This window comes from Dyella choica (assembly GCF_003977665.1).
GTDB classification, from domain to species: domain Bacteria; phylum Pseudomonadota; class Gammaproteobacteria; order Xanthomonadales; family Rhodanobacteraceae; genus Dyella_B; species Dyella_B choica.
In genome coordinates this window covers 309711-323907 of the sequence record NZ_RYYV01000003.1, presented here as the reverse complement: position 1 = coordinate 323907, position 14197 = coordinate 309711, and the positions used below count along the sequence as shown (strand labels likewise).

Below are 14197 nucleotides of genomic sequence, written 5' to 3'. Positions count from 1 at the left end.
CGCTCATGACCCAACGTATTGAATTCGAACTCGATCGCGACTTCGTCGAACTCAACCAACTGCTCAAGCTGACCGGTCTGTGCAACAGCGGCGGGCAAGGCAAGCAGATCGTCGCCAGCGGCGCGGTCTATGTGGATGGGCAGCAGGAACTGCGCAAGACTTGCAAGATCCATGCGGGGCAGAGGGTGCAACTGGAGGATGTGGAAATACATGTGGTGCAGATGTAGTCGCCTCCTGGTGTAACCACAGTGCGTGTGGGCGCGAATAGCAGTCAGACCCCTACGGAGACACGCCATGCTGGCCCGTCGATTCGCCGCCCTCCCCACCTTGCTCGGCCTGGCCGCCTGCACCGCCACGGCCAGCACCGGCCCTTTTCCCGATCCCGCCCAGGATGAGCCGAAAGCCGTGGCGCATGGCACGGAAACCGCCGTGCTCGCAGGCGGCTGCTTCTGGGGTATGCAGTCGGTGTTCGAGCACGTGCGCGGCGTGCGGCGGGTGTCGGCGGGCTACAGCGGCGGCAACGCCGACACCGCCCAGTACGACGCGGTCAGCGAAGGCAACACCGGCCACGCCGAATCGGTAAGGATCGCCTTCGATCCGGCGGTGATCAGCTATGGGCAACTGCTGAAGATCTACTTCGCTGTAGCTCACGATCCCACCACGCTCAACCGCCAGGGCCCCGATGCAGGCACGCAATATCGCTCGGAAATCTTTTACGCGAACGCGGCCCAGCAGAAGGTGGCCGAATCCTATATTGCGCAACTCAATGCAGCAAAGGTGTTCGACGACAGCATCGTGACCCTGGTACAGCCGTTGGGCGGCTTTTATCCCGCCGAGGATTACCACCAGGACTATGCACGCAAACATCCTGACAATGCCTACATCCTGATCAACGATGCCCCGAAGGTGGCGCACTTGAAGCAGGCGTATCCGGGGATGTATCAGGACGAGCAGACGGTGGTGGATGTGCAGCTGTGAGTTGCATATCCACCTAGGCACCTGTTTTGCTACTTCGTCATTCCGGCCTGCGCCGGAATGACGGTGAGGCAAGATCAACCCCCGAATGGCCTTCCTACTTGGGCGGCACCAGGCGCAATCGCGACGGCTCATGCCTTGGATTGGGCGACAACATCCGCTCCAACTCCTGCGGCGGCAAGCCACGCGAGTAGTAATACCCTTGCCCCTCCGCGCATCCCGCACGCAGCAGGAATTCATGCTGGGCGGCGTTCTCGATGCCTTCGGCGATCGTGCACATCCCCAGGCTCTTGGCGATGGCGAGCATGGCTTCGACGATGGCCACATCGTTTGCGCTTTCCGGCAGGTCGGTGACGAAGGAGCGGTCGATCTTCAGGTAATCGATGCCGGAAAGTTTCAGATACGCCAGCGAGGAATAGCCCGTACCGAAATCGTCGATGGCAACGCCGATGCCGAGCGCATGCAGGGCATGCATGGTCTGCTCGGTCGCCTCGCCCAGGCGCAGAATCGCGCTTTCGGTGATTTCGAACAACAGTCGCTTGGGCGAGATGCCGCTGGCCTGCAACGCCTGCTTTACGCTGTCGAGGAAACCCGGATGCCCGAAAGTGGCCGCGGAGGCATTCAATGCCACGCGGATCGGCGGCAGCTTGGCCTGGTCCCACAAGCGGATCTGGTTGCACACGGCGCGCATGGTCCAGGCATCGAGCCGCCGGATCAGGCCAAGGCTTTCGGCCAGCGGGACGAATTCATCCGGCATCAGCTCACCGCGTTCGGGGTGGCGCCAGCGGATCAGTGCCTCCACCGCCACGATGCGGCCGGTACGCAGCTCCACGCTGGGCTGGAACACGAGATGGAATTCGTCGCGGATCAACGCCTGCCGCAGATCGGCGCCGAGCATCAGGCGCATGCGCGCATCGGCGTGCATCAGCGGCGTGTAGAAGCGGAAGGTATTGCGTTCCTGCGTCTTGGCGGCATACATCGCCGCGTCCGCGTTGGCGATCAACGTGACCGGGTCGCTGCCATCCAGCGGATAACCGGCGATGCCGATGCTCGCACTCATCACGATTTCGTAGTCGCCGATCAGCATCGGCTCGGACAAGCTTTGCAGCAGGCGGCTGGCGAAGTGTGCGGCCTGTTCGCGCGTGCGCAGGCCGCCGAGCAGCACGGTGAATTCGTCGCCGCCGATGCGGCTGGCCACGTCGTTCTCGCCCAGCTCGCGGCGAATGCGCTGCGCCACCTTCACCAGCAGGCGGTCGCCGATGGCATGGCTGTAGCTGTCGTTGACGGCTTTGAAGGCATCGAGATCCACAAACAGCACCGCGGCCGCACCATTGATGCGTGCTGCCGCTTCGATCGCCTGCGCGCAATGGCGCTGGAATTCGCTGCGATTGGCCAGGCCGGTCAGCGCGTCGTGCGCCACCATGTATTCAAGGCGCTGGCGATCGGCCTTGCTGCGCGTGATGTCGGTAATCACCGCCACATAGTGCTGCACACGGCCTTCGCCATTGCGGATGGCGCTGATGCTGAGCAGTTCTGGATACGATGAGCCGTCCGATCGCCAACTCTGTACCTCGCCTACCCAGTTGCCGCCCTCCGCCACCATGTCCCAGATCGAGGCCGGCAACGGTGAGCCATCGGGCATGCGGCGCAGTTCGTCGAAACGGTGATGCTGCAGGTAGGGCAGCGTGTAGCCGGTGATGCGTGTGTGTGCGGCGTTGACGGTGGTCACGCGCCGATCGGCATCGGCGATGATCAAACCCTCGGCCACGCTGGCCAGCGCTTCGGCGGCGATGCGGCGCTCCTGCTCCATCGCGATGCGATCGGATACGTCGCGCATGATCGCCTGGCGCACCGGCTGGGCGCCCCAGGTGGTGAGGCTGCTATGGGTTTCGACGCTGCGGATCAAGCCGTTGACCGCGCGCAGCAGGCCAATGGTGGAGGAGCCGGCCGAACGCATGCTGCCTTCCACGAACAGCTCGTGGAAATGCGTCCCCACCAGCTCGCGCGGTTCGCGCCCGGTCCACGCACCGGCGGTGCGATTCGCCCCGAGGATGCAACCATGCACTTCGTCCACCATCACGATGGCGTCCGCAGCGCTGTCGAACAACTGGCGGTAGCGCTCCTCGGTACCGCGAATGCCCGCCAGAATGCGCTGGGCCATGCGCATCCATAGCATGGACGCCAGCATGGCCATGACCAGTACGCTGGCGAACAGCACGCGGCCCAGCCACGCCGCGCCCAAGGCGATCTGCAGCGAAAAATCGTCGCTGCGCGGTTCGATGAACGAGTTCAACGTATCGATGCGCATGCGTTGCCGGCTGATTTCCTCCGGCGGCGGCACGCCCTGCGCGTAGCTTTGCTGCAGCTGCCCGGCGATGCCGTTCAGTTGCTCGATGGCGCCGTCGACCGAGCGCCAGTCCTTCAGCGCCGGCCCGACATAGGGCAGCGCCGCGAAGTCATCGAGGATGAAGACCATGCCCGGAATCGCCGCGGGTATCACCCCGCCGCGCCGGAACGCTGCATAGACAGCCTGGCGGTCGTAGTGCCCGGTGGCAATGGCATCGCGTGCCCAGCGGTCGGTGCGCACCACTTCGTAGTTGCGACGAAAACTTTCCAGCCGGACCGGGTCACCGTTGCGGGCGTAGGCGGCCAGTTCGATCACCGCCTGTTTTTGCGCCTTCGACCACAGGCTTTCGCCATTCAAGAAGCCGGCCAGCGTCACCTGGACCTGCAGTGCGCCCCAGGTCAGGCATAAAACCAAGCCAACGACCGCCGCCAAGCCATATGCCAATGGCATAAGACGCCGTGACAGCGGTCGTTGCTTAGCATTGTGGGTGGTACGCATCGTGCCCCTATCTTAGAGCCTGTCATCCATAGTCAAAACTGCCGACCTGACTGATGTGTATCGCCCCACCAATGCCAATTCTCAAGCAGCTGCCTCGCTGGCCGCCCATGGGTCACGACGCACATCCAGACACCGATCCAGGGTAATCCTCATGCTCACGTAACTACGCTTGACGCATTCCTGCAGATAAGCCACTTCATCCATGCGCGGAGCGTTGCCCACCAGGGTACACACGATCTCCAGCGCCTCCCAGGGATGGGTATCATCATACGCCGCGTGAAGTTGAAGCCAACGCAGTGTCCCCGCGCGGGTGGCCTTGGGAAAGCTTTCCGCATAGGCCGCACTGTCGTAGACCCATTGCGACCACTCCCCCGTCGCGCCTTCCACCGCGTAGTTGGTGGCCAGCATGCCAGCCGGCAACGGACCGCTGCGGCTTACCTCCTCGCACCAGTTGGACAATGCGTCCGTACCGTACGGGGTGGTTCCGTTCAGAACCTCGTCCTGAGGCACCCCTGCGCCCTCCGCCCAATTGAGCCAGTATTCGGCATGATTCTGCTCCACTCGGATGTTGCGTACCAGCCAGCGGCGGGCCATGTTTTCGCCAAGGCTGCGGCCATAGCGGGTTTTCAGCAGGTTGAGCGCCATATAGCCCGGAAAACGCTCGATCACGGGCCATACGCCCACCATGAAGTCACGGGTGCCGGTGGCATCCAAACGGTTCTCGCGCATCAGTGTCCACAGCTCGTGCTTAACGACAGACAGCTTGGTCGGCTCGCAGGCGGTGACCAGGTCTTGCGCCCAACGCGGGTAGCTGGATAGCTCGGTCAGCGAGCCGGTGCGTTCGAAATGTGCGTACATAGGTGAGTCTCCACTAGGTTACGGGTTCGTCTCGGCCGTGATACGGCCGATTGCCAAGCGCCGGGTAGGCGCTCAGCTTCAACATAGTGGGCGTCTGACTTAACCGTTGCGACTTCCTCTTTTCCTAGTAGGCCAAGCCCCCCTGGCGAGGCGGTCTTACCCCCATCCGTAGGCCGGGATGGCCATCCCGGCAATACAGGTTGGGGTACGAACCCGAATGTCGCGACGATGCCGGGGTTTGCACCCTAGCCTACGGACGACGCGTAAACCCATCCGCGCTCCATCCCTCGCTGCCCACACCGTGATGCACGAAGAACAAGCCGTCCGGATCGTACTTGCGCTTCACCGCCGCAAGCCTGGGGTAATTCGCGCCCCAGAACGCCTGTTGCCAGTCGCGCTGAAAATAATCGCTTTCCGATACGTACGCAGCGGCATTCGGCGCCACCTTCAACAGGGCCTCCATCGCGCGACCGATGGCGGCGGAAGCCTTGCGTGCGTTGGGCAGGTCCGGATTTGCGCCCGGCATGCCGGGATACGCCGGTGCTCCGTTGCCGGCAATGATCGCCAGTGCAAACGCATCGACGACCTGCGGATGGATGGCGGTATCGAGTGCAGCGGCAATCGCTTCAGGCGGCGCACCCGCCAGGCCCTTGTTGAAATGGAACTCGACATCCCATTGGCGTGTGCACGCAAATATCGCGTCCACCAGTTGCGCTTGCCGGTCTGCGTGCAGCAATGAAGCCGGCAGCCAGGCCGATTTGAAGCCATGGATGAACCAGCCCACCTGCCCCTGGTCATCGCTCCACAAAACATGGTTGCGCGGCGCGCCGTCGCGATCGTCCGGAATCATCGCGCCGGGTACGTGTTGCCGAAAATATTCGGCATCCCACATATGCTGCGCAGGCAACGCAAGCACCTGCACCGGTTTTACGAAACTGTAGTCGTTGTTCGCGCGCACCCAGTCGACGAACGGCTGCCAGATGGCCTGCGCCTGTTGTTGGTTCAGCCCCTGGAACAACATGGACACCTGCAACACGTTGTCGCCTCGGAACCGCAGCTGCTCGCCCCAATGTGGATTGAACAGCTCGCTCTGATAGAAGCTGATGGCCTTGGCGATCAAGGTCCGGTACGCGGCATCCGAAACGGCCTTTATTTCCCCGAACACCGCACCGGCAAATTCCGGCAATCCATGGGTGCGCAGGGTAAGGCGTGTCACCACACCCAGACTGCCGCCGCCACCTCCCTTGATCCCCCAGAACAGCTCCGGGTTGGTGCATGCATTGGCGATGCGTACTTCGCCATCTGCGGTGACCACCTCTGCCTCGATCAGCCCGGATGCCGCCGTACCGAAAGCCTTGGAAAAGCTGCCGAAACCGCCGCTTTGGATCAGTCCGGCCACGCCAACCGTGGTGCAACCACCGCCCTGCACGTATCGCCCGTTCTGCCTGGTCACGGCATCGTAGACGTCGATCCAGATGGCGCCCGATTGCACGCTCACCGCCGCTTGCGGCGCCTGCCAACCTTCGCACCCCTGCCCTACAAAGGCGTCGTGCAGCGTGATGGCCTTCATGTGCCGCGTCCAGATCAGCAGCGAGTCGGGCGCATTGGACGTGCCCTGGTAGCTATGCCCGCCGCCCTTGATCACCAGGCGCAGACGATGCCTGGCGGCAAAGTGGACGACTGCGGCCACGTCCGCCACGCTATCCGCCGCCACGGCGTACGTGCTGCAGCGTGAGAGCCAGGCGTCCGCCCAGCCGCTGGTCTGGGTCAGAGCCGGCTGGTCGCCGATGAAGAACGGATTCTTGAGGTGTTTCAAGGCTTCGTCGCAAGCGGCCTTGGAGGCGGAGAACGGTGACTCCAGCTTGAGCAGGCGGCCGCCCACGGCATGGTTCAACTCATCCCATTGGGCCAGCGAGGGCCAGCCGGCCTGGCCGGGACGCACCCGCGAGGAAAGCCTACTGCCCGCGGCCCAAGCCGAACCGATGGCGCCGGTCATGCCTCCCGGCAGGAAGGGAATCGCCAAGGCCGCCTTCAACAACTCGCGTCTGTTCATGTGCCCGCTCCGGTGGGTGGAATGGTGCAACTGTCGACCCGTTCTGGCGGCTTCGCCATCGCAAAGGGATGACTGGCGTCATGCGGGGGATGAACGGCGGCGTGTCAGGGACGGCCTGGCGCCTCCCTCCGGAGAGCCGGTCAGCCCAAGTGGAACCTGTTTCCCCCTTCGCCCACGAAGAGCGCAGGCGTCACCCGGATTGGTAGCAGGCTTGTGCGTACACGATAGGTGTTTCATCCATGTCGCAAGCAGTCACCGGCGATGCCGAGCCGGTCTGAACCGAGGACCGCTCCAGTTGCGCCCACAAGCCCGGCAGCATGCATTCGGTGATCAGCAAAGGGGCGCCTTGGCGCATAAACACCGAGCGCCGTGCCAGCAGCGCATGCAGCGAATACTCCGCGCTTGCATGGCACGCGCGCAGGTGAAGCGGATGCCGTGCGGTGACGCGCCGGCTCGCCAAGGCCGAACGTGTCACGCTGTGATCGCGGAACAACAGATCGGCCAGCGGGCGATTGCCGATACGGCGTACCGCTTGCCAGCCGGTAAGGCTGGCGACGACCGGCGTCAGGCTGCGCGCATACACATACGGTTTGCCGTCCACCATCAGGATTACTTCGCGCACCCACACCGGCAGGCAGCGCGACAAGCCGAGTGCGCGGTACTCGTCCGCCCAGCTCAAGCCTTTTTCCTCCCTGCTGACCCACAGATCCACCTGCCCTAGCTTGCGCAGATGCGCTGTGAGCGAGCCGTCCCGGGTCAACCAATCCTTTTGCTCCGCGCTGCATGGCGTCGGCGGATGCGTGTGCCAGCTTGCGTCGGTAACTCGGTAGCGCATGGCAATGCTCACTCGGATAGCTCGATGTCCAGGCTGTCGAGCAGCGAGGCGGCTTCCGGCAGGGTGAACCTCGCGCGCTTGATGTCGTTATGGAAGATGTCGATGCTGTAGTTCACCGCATCGGTAAAATCGGCACCTGCCAGCTTGGTGCCATGAAACGTACTGCCGCGCAAATCGCTCTGCGTGAAATTCGCCTGCGCGCAATCGGCCTCGGTGAAGTCGGCCTCATGAATGCGGCATTCCACCATCTTCACCCCGGCCAGGTACAGGCCATGGAACGAGCAATCATTGAGTGCGCAACGCTCGAACGACAGCGCGCCGGCCATCTTCACGGACGGACAGTTCGCGCTGGTCCAGTTGATGCCCAGCATCTTGCAGTCCACGAAACGCACATCCATGAAGCTGCTTTGTGGAACCCGCACCAGGCTCAGGTTGCAATCGATGAATTCGCACCCACGAAAGCGGCAACCACGCCATAGCGCTTCGCTGAAATGGCACTGCCTGAACTGGCAGTCCTCGAACCGCAGCGATTCGTATTCCTGGCGGGACCGATCTTCGTTCGCGAAGGATGCCCCGACTACTTCCTTGTTTTCAAACGGCTTGGCTGGCATGAACGTCCGCCTGCGGTGATGACCATTCAGACAAATATACGACCTGGCGCAAGTTTTCGAGCAAGGCGCCGGTCCCTGCGGTCAGGTCAGCCTCCCACGCCGCGCCTCATACGCCTTCAAATGCGTATAGGCCAAACACAACATCGGTAGCGCCAACCCAACCGTCTCGCCGCGGGCCAGCAGATCGCCGATTACATGATCCGCCTCTACCGCACTGCCCTGCTCCAGATCGCGCAGCATCGAGGCGCTCAGGGTGGAGCCCGCTTCCGTCAGCATGGTGCGGGAGCGTTGCATGGCGGCATCCCCAGGCGCGTACCCGTTCGCCTCGGCTACCCGCCGGCATTCCTCGAGCAGGTCGAGTATCGCCTGCTCGCCGCCCGGCGCCTCGACGATATTGCCGACCGGGGCGCGCATCAGGCACGTGCTGCCTGCCAGCGTCGCCAGGAACACCCATTTGTTCCACATGTCTTGCACGATGGTGGTGCTCAAGCGCGAATCGAAGCGCGCGTTCGCCATCGCCTGGGCGATGCGCTCCACCCGCAGCGAACTGCTGCCGTCACGCTCGCCGAAACTTAGGCCGGCCGAGGCTCCGAGATGACGCACGATGCCATCTGCGCCCACTGTCGCAGGTATGACGCATAGACCACCCAGCACGCGCTCGGCACCGAATCGAGCGTCGAGCCGCTCCAGATGCTGCATGCCGTTGAGCAAAGGCAGTATGACCGTCTGCGCGCCTACTGCCGGCGCCATGTCCTCGAGCGCCTGCTGCAAGTGGTAAGCCTTGCAGCTGAGGATGATCAGATCGAATGAATCACGCAGCGCACCGGCTTGCACCGTCGGCGGCGACGCCAAGCTGGCATCGCCTGCTGGACTGCGGATCTGCAGACCGTCACGGGCCAGCATCTGCGCACGCGCCTTACGCACCAGGAAGGTGACGTCTTGACCACTCTCCAGCAAGCGGCCGCCGAAATAGCCACCGATCGCGCCCGCACCTACCACCAGAATCTTCATGGCTGAATCGCCTTCACTTGAATCAATGAGATCTCATCATGGGCATGGCACGCCTCGATGCAAGCGTGACCACTTGCCTCATGACGAATGCGTCGTTTGCTGTCATCATTTCAGAGCTTCTGCCCCCGATTTTCTCGGCCTAGGAGATCGCGCCGCCTTCGCAGTAGTCGACTTGCTGGTACGGCTGGGCCTGCCGCCGCCGCTGATGCTTATCGATGCTGCTGGTGTGGCTGGTCGAGTGAAGTTGCTTGTAGCGCCCAAGGCGCGCATGCGAGTCTCTGGGGCGTTCGTAGGGCGAGGCGCAGGCCGCTGACAGCGAAAAAGATTCGGCGCAAGATAAGGGGCGCACGGGCATCCGTCGAGGTGATTGTCATGTCCGCTTCACGCATCTTGACCAGCGTATGGCTGGGTCTCGGCGTCGCCGCAGGCGCACACGCGAGGGACAATAGCGCCTTCACCGTGGCGCAACATGACGGCAGCGGCAAGGCGCTGGTTTTCCAGAGCAACGTCACCTTGAAGAAGGGCGACGTGATCAAGGTGAATGCTTCCAACGCACAACCTGTAATGGTGTTGCAGGTGGCCATGTGCGACGACGGCTGCCTGCATCCGCGCCTGGTGAGGACGCTGCCGCTCACGCCTTATTACGCGGGCCAAACCAGCGCCAGCCAGCAATTCGTGCTGCCCGAGGATGGCCAGGTGTCCTTCTGGGTGCAACAGCTCGGCGACCTGCCCGGCGAACCGCTGAATGCTCCGAACGGCACGTGGACGCTTCAATACATCGATCCCTTCTTGCGCTTTGCCAGCCAGACGCCTTACGAATCGACAAAGCCGATGCCCGCGAACGCTTTTTCGCTGGATGACAACATGCTGCGCGCTCGTTTCTTCCATCGCACCTTCGTCACCGTCAGCCTGGCGGATGCGGGGCAATGATGAATATGCGCTCATTCATCGTGTGCAGCATTGCACTCCTGATGGCGCAGGCCGCCATGGCTGGCACCGGACCGATGCGCCCCCTTTTGCGGGTCAGCAGCTCCAGCTTTGCGGATGGCGGCCAGATGCCGGCGAGGCTCACCTGCGACGGCGCCAACCTGTCGCCGGAGATCCGTTTTGCTACGCCCCCCGCCGGCACCCGCAGCTTCGCCATCGTGGTGGACGATCAGGATGTGCCGGTCGAATTTTTTCACTGGCTTGCCTACGGTATTCCCGCCGACACGCGTGAGCTGCCCGAGGGCGCATCCACTCCCTCGCAACGGCTCGCGGCCGCCGCCGAAGGCATCAACAACTTCGGCCGCATGGGCTATGGCGGCCCCTGCCCGCCAGCCGGCGCGACCCACCACTATGTCTTCCATGTGTATGCACTGGATGACGTGCCTGCGCTACCGTCCGGTGCCAGCGCACAAGAGGTGAACACCGCGATCCGTGGTCATGTGCTGGCGGAAGGCCGTTTCAGCGGCGTTTATGCGCGCGGCGGCGATTGATCTGGACAGCTCTCAACGAATCACTCGCTCCAACGGGGCATCCATGCATCCCCGCGGTGCCAGCACAGGATTGCAGCGCACGGCCACGCCACCCGGAAACCCCACCGCGTAACCCTGCGCGGACGGCTCCCGCTCGGGATAATCGGTGCTGATCATTTGCGCCCCACTACCGATGATGGCATCACGCCGCGTGCCGTCATTGCGCAAACCCTGCCCTTGCTCAGGGACATCGGCACGAGTCCGCACTAGATATCCACGCCTCACCAATGCATTGATTTCCTGCGCACGGCATTCGTTGCACTCGGTGAAGGCGGCGTCCGATGCACCTGGCGTGGCATTGGTAAACATCATCCGGCCCTTCAGTGCCGGGTGACCTTCCAGATAGATCGCCTCCACTTTGCGCTGATCGAGCAGAAACACCAGCTTGCCACGCGCCTTCGCCAGCGAGGGCCAGCCGTTCGCGCGCACGGCTTCGTCCAGGCTGGCATGGTGGCCGCGCACCTGATCCGGCGAAATGATTTCATCGGCGGAAAAGACCGAAGCGATCTCCCGCTCCAGCGCGTCGAACACCAGCGGCGTAAACGGCTCGGGGATCACGCTGGGAATCTTCTCGTGCAGCTCGCCTTCCTTGGTTTCGATCAGGATGAACAACGGGGCGTGATCGGGATGCGCCTTGGACCAGGCGCGTATCTCGCCCAGGCAGGCAACAAAAGGCTGGCAGACACTGCGGGGATCGATATCCTGCATGTGCATCACCTTGAAGCCGGGCTTGTCGAGCACGCCCGCGGCCGCCATCGGCGGATCGGCCGGCAGGCCCGCCTCGGCAATCAGGTGCGTAATGGCCGGGCTGGCGTAACGCCCGCCCTTGCTGTCGGCGAACACGTCCAGCTCAAGCTGGCGCACACCATCGTCCAGTTGCCGGGTCAACGCGGGATGGCGATAGTCGATGCCAGCCAGTGCTTCCGGCGCCTTGGCCTGCATCAGCATCGTCGCGCTGGGCGCAAAGCCGGCGTGATAGCTGTTATGCGTACCGATCACCTGGATCTGGTTGATGCGCAACGTGTCGTTTGCAGCAAATGCGGGCGTGGTCAGTGAGCTGATCATCGCCAAGCCGGCGAAGAATTTCCCTTGCAGCATGATGTGTCGGCAGCCCTGTCAAAGGATGGGTGTGAATGCGCACGGTGGCGCCGCGGCGACCAAACAGCTTAGGCAGGAAACGTTGCAGCCCTGGGACAGCTTGGCGAAGGCCTATACGCCAGCCTTCGATGGCGGCACGGCAGCGCCCAGCAGCGCCAGCGCTTGCTTCACACTGAGCCGCTTGGCTTCCTCCCATACCTGCGCCGGCACCCATTGCGGATAAGGCACTTCATGCGCTTCATGATGTCCTTTGGCGGTGTGCTCCTCGTGCACCTGCGCAAGCCGCGCCGGCTCGAAGCGATCGGCAAGCCGGACCAGCGCGGGCCATAGCCGCCGGTGCACGAAGGTGATTTTTCCATCGACAAAACGGCAAACGAGGATATCCGGCGACTCGGCCAGCTGCTGAAACAGCCTGAAAATCTGACGACTGGCCGGATGCGCCCACCAGCTGCCCTTGATCGGCTCGCCGGCAATGACTTCGGCCATGCGCGGTACCGGCCCACGGGCCGCGCTGAGCACGACCCCGTGCTCGCGAATAAAGCTCATGGCCTGCTCGAAAGTCACGGACGAAGCCCCCTCATTGGAGATGAATGGTGCGCCATAGCATCCCTTTCGCTCCCATGCTTTGCTCAAGGCCGAAGCATCGTTTATCGATCCTAAGTTAGCTTGACCGCGCACTCCTCATCCCCTGGTCACGCATGCTCGCTTCATTCCTGTTGGCGCTGTCTTCCTCCGCAACCATCCAGGGTATTCCTGTCGGCACTCGCTTCATCACGATCCCGGATATGCCTACCGAGCGTTTGGCGCTTCACTGCGCCAGGCCCACGCATAGTACGCACAAGAGCGTACTGTTTGTTCACGGCGCGAGCTTTCCGACCATGCTGGCCTCCGGCTTCGAGTTCGCGCCGGGCGATTCCTGGATCCAATCCACCGCACGCCAGGGTTATGCAGCCTGTGGTCTGGATTTCCTTGGATTCGGTGCGTCCAGCCGGCCACCGGCAATGTCTGGCCCCGCCCATGGCGCGGGGCCGGTCACCGATGCCAAGACTGCGGCCAGGGAGATTGCCTTGGCGGTCGACGAGCTTCGCAGGCATCACGGCATGACCTCGATACACATCGTTGCCCATTCCTGGGGCACGCTGCCGGCTGCGACATTCGCGGCAACACACCCGCATGAACTGTCCTCCCTCACCTTGTTCGGCCCGATCGTTCCCGTGCAGGGGACCGCCGAAGACCCTGCGGATCGCCCTGCCTGGTGGACAATTACCGCGCAGCAGCGACTTGAACAGTTGCGCTTCAAGAGCATCCTGCCTCCCGGCAAACACCTGCTGGAACCCAACATGGATCAAAGCTGGGCTCAAGCCTTTGCGGCAACGGTCCCGCATGTGCAAGGCGATCCGGATGATTCATTGCGCATCCCTTTTGGTCCCCTGGCGGACATCGATAGCGTCATGGCCGGGAGCTATCCCTACGATGCCTCGAGAGTGACCGTTCCGGTGTTCGTCGTGTACGGCAACTACGACGACGTTGTGAACGATGCGGGCGCCGCCCGCTTTCTTGAGAGGTTCACGGGCAGCCCATTGAGGTGGCAGCTACGCATCGATGATGGCACGCACGTCATGCATCTGGAAAAGAACCGGCACTCGCTGTACGAAAGCGTGATCGCCTTCATCCGCGCCACGGAAAACACGGCTCCTTGATCTTGACCTATGCCCAACCGCTCACTATTCGCCGTCGTTTTCGAAGTAAAACCCCATCCTGCATACAAGGATGACTATTTACGGATCGCCGCCGGTCTGCGCCCGGCACTGACGAAGGTTCCCGGTTTTCTGGAAAACGAGCGATTCCGCAGTTGCTCCCGCGACGGCTATCTGTTGTCCTTGTCACTGTGGGACAACGAAAAAGCGCTAGTGCAATGGCGCACGCTGGAACAGCACCACGCTGCGCAAGTACGCGGACGTGAAGGCGTGCTCGACGATTACCGCATCCGGGTGGGCGAAGTGACGCGCGTCGCCGGCCGATTCGCAGATCGCCACATAGGGTGGATGCGGCAAGACCAGACGCAAGTCGGCCAAGTCACGGCGCTGACGATCGTCGATGGCATCCTTCCCAGGGATTGCGCATTGAACCAGCTCATCGATGCAGCGCGCCCCCAAGTACTGGACCATGACGTGTTCGAACACTTCAACACCGGCGAGCGCAGTGCGGTCCTTGCCGGTTGGCATACACAGCAGGAAGCGGACGACTTTGCCGAGCTCGCCATCCGCGGCAGCGATGCCGGGGCTAACATCTACGCCATTCGGGTCATCCGCGATTACAGCTTGAAGGATCGCCGCGAGGCGCCGCAGTACTATCCGACGAATAGGTAGGCTGGGATGCAATCCCAGCGTTGCC

14 protein-coding genes are annotated in these 14197 nt (G+C 62.7%); 6 read left to right on the top strand and 8 right to left on the bottom strand.

Features of this window, described 5'->3' with window-relative positions:
• Positions 1-5 precede the first annotated feature (5 nt).
• Entirely contained in the window at positions 6-227 is a 222-nt protein-coding gene (locus EKH80_RS05880; RefSeq protein WP_126683792.1) for an RNA-binding S4 domain-containing protein, read from the top strand.
• A gap of 67 nt (positions 228-294) precedes the next feature.
• Positions 295-978, top strand: coding sequence for a peptide-methionine (S)-S-oxide reductase MsrA (msrA, locus tag EKH80_RS05875; protein ID WP_126683791.1), 684 nt, complete (start codon positions 295-297; stop codon positions 976-978).
• Between the two features lie 94 nt (positions 979-1072).
• Here the strand turns inward: msrA and EKH80_RS05870 are convergent, their stop codons facing one another.
• The 6 genes from EKH80_RS05870 to panE all read right to left on the bottom strand — a co-directional run bounded on the left by EKH80_RS05870 (position 1073) and on the right by panE (position 9188).
• Positions 1073-3772, bottom strand: coding sequence for a putative bifunctional diguanylate cyclase/phosphodiesterase (locus EKH80_RS05870; RefSeq protein WP_126683790.1), 2700 nt, complete (start codon positions 3770-3772; stop codon positions 1073-1075).
• A 129-nt stretch (positions 3773-3901) separates the two neighbouring features.
• A complete protein-coding gene (locus EKH80_RS05865) occupies positions 3902-4678 on the bottom strand; it encodes an iron-containing redox enzyme family protein (protein WP_126683789.1) in 777 nt (258 codons plus the stop codon).
• Between the two features lie 250 nt (positions 4679-4928).
• Positions 4929-6731, bottom strand: coding sequence for an FAD-binding oxidoreductase (locus EKH80_RS05860; RefSeq protein WP_126683788.1), 1803 nt, complete (start codon positions 6729-6731; stop codon positions 4929-4931).
• 190 nt (positions 6732-6921) lie between these two features.
• Positions 6922-7566 carry a chorismate--pyruvate lyase family protein gene (locus tag EKH80_RS05855; RefSeq protein ID WP_126683871.1) on the bottom strand — a complete coding sequence of 215 codons (645 nt, stop codon included), beginning with the start codon at positions 7564-7566 and terminating at the stop codon, positions 6922-6924.
• A gap of 8 nt (positions 7567-7574) precedes the next feature.
• The gene (locus tag EKH80_RS05850) at positions 7575-8177 is read right to left on the bottom strand and encodes a pentapeptide repeat-containing protein (RefSeq protein WP_126683787.1); all 603 of its coding nucleotides are present in this window, start codon (positions 8175-8177) and stop codon (positions 7575-7577) included.
• Between the two features lie 81 nt (positions 8178-8258).
• Positions 8259-9188, bottom strand: coding sequence for a 2-dehydropantoate 2-reductase (panE, locus tag EKH80_RS05845; RefSeq protein WP_126683786.1), 930 nt, complete (start codon positions 9186-9188; stop codon positions 8259-8261).
• Positions 9189-9560: 372 nt separating this feature from the next.
• Here panE and EKH80_RS05840 point away from each other — a divergent pair, with 372 nt between their 5' ends.
• Positions 9561-10118 carry a hypothetical protein gene (locus EKH80_RS05840; protein WP_126683785.1) on the top strand — a complete coding sequence of 186 codons (558 nt, stop codon included), beginning with the start codon at positions 9561-9563 and terminating at the stop codon, positions 10116-10118.
• The gene (locus EKH80_RS05835; RefSeq protein ID WP_126683784.1) at positions 10115-10666 is read left to right on the top strand and encodes a YbhB/YbcL family Raf kinase inhibitor-like protein; all 552 of its coding nucleotides are present in this window, start codon (positions 10115-10117) and stop codon (positions 10664-10666) included. The genes EKH80_RS05840 and EKH80_RS05835 overlap by 4 nt, the downstream gene beginning before the upstream one ends.
• A gap of 12 nt (positions 10667-10678) precedes the next feature.
• On the opposite strand, the gene EKH80_RS05830 is transcribed toward EKH80_RS05835, so the two are convergent.
• Both EKH80_RS05830 and EKH80_RS05825 read right to left on the bottom strand, forming a co-directional pair.
• Entirely contained in the window at positions 10679-11803 is a 1125-nt protein-coding gene (locus tag EKH80_RS05830) for a phosphatidylinositol-specific phospholipase C1-like protein (RefSeq protein WP_329955468.1), read from the bottom strand.
• A 111-nt stretch (positions 11804-11914) separates the two neighbouring features.
• Positions 11915-12367: a hypothetical protein gene (locus EKH80_RS05825; protein WP_126683783.1), complete on the bottom strand. Its 453-nt coding sequence runs from the start codon at positions 12365-12367 to the stop codon at positions 11915-11917.
• 134 nt (positions 12368-12501) lie between these two features.
• Here EKH80_RS05825 and EKH80_RS05820 point away from each other — a divergent pair, with 134 nt between their 5' ends.
• Both EKH80_RS05820 and EKH80_RS05815 read left to right on the top strand, forming a co-directional pair.
• Positions 12502-13503 (top strand): alpha/beta hydrolase, encoded by a 1002-nt coding sequence (locus tag EKH80_RS05820; RefSeq protein ID WP_126683782.1) that lies wholly within the window; start codon positions 12502-12504, stop codon positions 13501-13503.
• A 9-nt stretch (positions 13504-13512) separates the two neighbouring features.
• Complete coding sequence (locus EKH80_RS05815; protein ID WP_126683781.1) at positions 13513-14172, top strand: antibiotic biosynthesis monooxygenase family protein; 660 nt, start codon at positions 13513-13515, stop codon at positions 14170-14172.
• Positions 14173-14197: the final 25 nt, after the last annotated feature.

Coding starts and splice junctions, on each gene's coding strand:
- EKH80_RS05880 (WP_126683792.1), top strand. CDS start 6: ATGACCCAACGTATTGAATTCGAACTCGATCGCGACTTCGTCGAACTC.
- msrA (WP_126683791.1), top strand. CDS start 295: ATGCTGGCCCGTCGATTCGCCGCCCTCCCCACCTTGCTCGGCCTGGCC.
- EKH80_RS05870 (WP_126683790.1), bottom strand. CDS start 3,772: ATGCCATTGGCATATGGCTTGGCGGCGGTCGTTGGCTTGGTTTTATGC.
- EKH80_RS05865 (WP_126683789.1), bottom strand. CDS start 4,678: ATGTACGCACATTTCGAACGCACCGGCTCGCTGACCGAGCTATCCAGC.
- EKH80_RS05860 (WP_126683788.1), bottom strand. CDS start 6,731: ATGAACAGACGCGAGTTGTTGAAGGCGGCCTTGGCGATTCCCTTCCTG.
- EKH80_RS05855 (WP_126683871.1), bottom strand. CDS start 7,566: ATGCGCTACCGAGTTACCGACGCAAGCTGGCACACGCATCCGCCGACG.
- EKH80_RS05850 (WP_126683787.1), bottom strand. CDS start 8,177: ATGCCAGCCAAGCCGTTTGAAAACAAGGAAGTAGTCGGGGCATCCTTC.
- panE (WP_126683786.1), bottom strand. CDS start 9,188: ATGAAGATTCTGGTGGTAGGTGCGGGCGCGATCGGTGGCTATTTCGGC.
- EKH80_RS05840 (WP_126683785.1), top strand. CDS start 9,561: ATGTCCGCTTCACGCATCTTGACCAGCGTATGGCTGGGTCTCGGCGTC.
- EKH80_RS05835 (WP_126683784.1), top strand. CDS start 10,115: ATGATGAATATGCGCTCATTCATCGTGTGCAGCATTGCACTCCTGATG.
- EKH80_RS05830 (WP_329955468.1), bottom strand. CDS start 11,803: ATGCTGCAAGGGAAATTCTTCGCCGGCTTGGCGATGATCAGCTCACTG.
- EKH80_RS05820 (WP_126683782.1), top strand. CDS start 12,502: ATGCTCGCTTCATTCCTGTTGGCGCTGTCTTCCTCCGCAACCATCCAG.
- EKH80_RS05815 (WP_126683781.1), top strand. CDS start 13,513: ATGCCCAACCGCTCACTATTCGCCGTCGTTTTCGAAGTAAAACCCCAT.